Origin of the sequence: Streptomyces sp. 13-12-16 (assembly GCF_002114215.1) — a bacterium.
GTDB lineage: Bacteria > Actinomycetota > Actinomycetes > Streptomycetales > Streptomycetaceae > Streptomyces.
In genome coordinates, this window is record NZ_NCTE01001238.1 from 19,914 (window position 1) to 21,341 (window position 1,428).

1 protein-coding gene is annotated in these 1,428 nt (G+C 67.6%); it reads right to left on the minus strand.

Annotated features, from left to right (window positions below; translation table 11 throughout):
- Window positions 1-570: 570 nt before the first annotated feature.
- Window positions 571-1,167 (minus strand): TetR/AcrR family transcriptional regulator, encoded by a 597-nt coding sequence (locus tag B7767_RS38465; RefSeq protein WP_085576021.1) that lies wholly within the window; start codon window positions 1,165-1,167, stop codon window positions 571-573.
- Window positions 1,168-1,428: the final 261 nt, after the last annotated feature.

A 1,428-nucleotide genomic window follows, 5' to 3' on the forward strand; every position in this document is an offset into this window, starting at 1 on the left:
ACTGACCAGGTGGGATGATCTTCTGGTTGGTCATGCCGGGGAGGGATCGTCCGTGGACAGCGCGCCACCGTCGTACAAGGGGCACCGGTACCCGGTGGAGATCATCTCCCCCTGTGTGTGGCTCTACCACCGCTTCCCAAGGTCTGGTCGGTGGCGCGGTTCAGCAAGGGTGGCAGGTGGGGTGCAATGCCCGGGAGGCGAACCCGTCGACATGTCCTACGGTCCGGAAGCACCGATGCCCGCGTTCCCTTCCGATCTTCGGGCACTCGCCGACGAAGCCCTCGCCCGCATCGTCGGCGACGAGGACGGGCCGGCCTCAAACTGGGTCGACCCGGAGGACCGGAAGCAGTGGCGAGCCATACTGACGCGCCTTCGCGCAGTGCTTGCCCCGCCACCCCCTTCCATTGCTCTCTTTGATGTCCAGCCGTAACGGAGCGTCACTCAGCACGGAAGTTGAGCCAGAACCCCTTGGGATGAACGAAGTCACCAACGTCTACCGGCCGTGGAGAGGCGGCCGCTCAGATCGCGTGGATGCGCGAAGGAGCCAGGTTGCAATACCGCTTGTCGGCGTCAGGGGGCGTGGGGTCGCTGAAGTCCTTGGAGGAGGAGAGCGATCAGGCGTCGGGGCTCGTAGCGGGGGTCGTCGGCGCGTCCGATGCAGAGGTTGCCGATGCCGCGCATCAGTTCGTACGGCTGTGTGCCGGTCTTGATGTCGCCGGCCTCGACCGCGGCGTCGAGCAGGTGGGCGCAGACGGGCAGCGGGCGGTCGAGGAAGTAGGCGTGCAGCGCGGCGAAACGGTCGTCGTCGGATCGCAGGGCGTCGGCGAGCCCGTGTCTGGTGACAAGGAAGTCGACGAAGCGGTCGATCCGCTGGCGCAGTGCCTTGAGCGGGGAGTCGGCGCTGGCCGGCAGGTTCGGGCCGGCCTCGGCGCATGCCTCGATCCGGTGGCGGTAGACGGCGGTGACGAGATCTGCCCGGGTGGGGAAGTGGCGGTAGATCGTGCCCACCCCGACACCCGCTCGGGCCGCGATCTGACGGATCGGCGCATCGACGCCGGAGGTGACGAACGCCTCGGCGGCGGCGTCGAGCACCGTCCGCCGGTTGCGCTGGGCATCGGCCCGCTTGCCTCGGGACGGCGGCTCGCCCGCGGGACTGCCAGTGGTCATCACACGCTCCTTCCGGACCGGTTGACAAAGCGGAACGCTGCTCCGGATACTAAATGGAGCGCCGTTCCGTTTCATGTTGGTCGAAGCGGGATGTCTCTGACCAGCTGGTCCGTTGTCGGTCGCAGGAGACCGGCGGGCAGCAGGTGACGTCGAAAAGGAACCCACTCGTGAGTACATGCACCGCCATCAGCGCCGATGCCTGGGGCAAGTCCGCCCCGGTCCTGTCCTTCAGCCCCGTCATCCTCCCCGTGCCGGGACGTC

Excerpts from the sequence above, each read along its gene's own strand:
- B7767_RS38465 (WP_085576021.1), bottom strand. The coding sequence starts at position 1,167 with ATGACCACTGGCAGTCCCGCGGGCGAGCCGCCGTCCCGAGGCAAGCGG.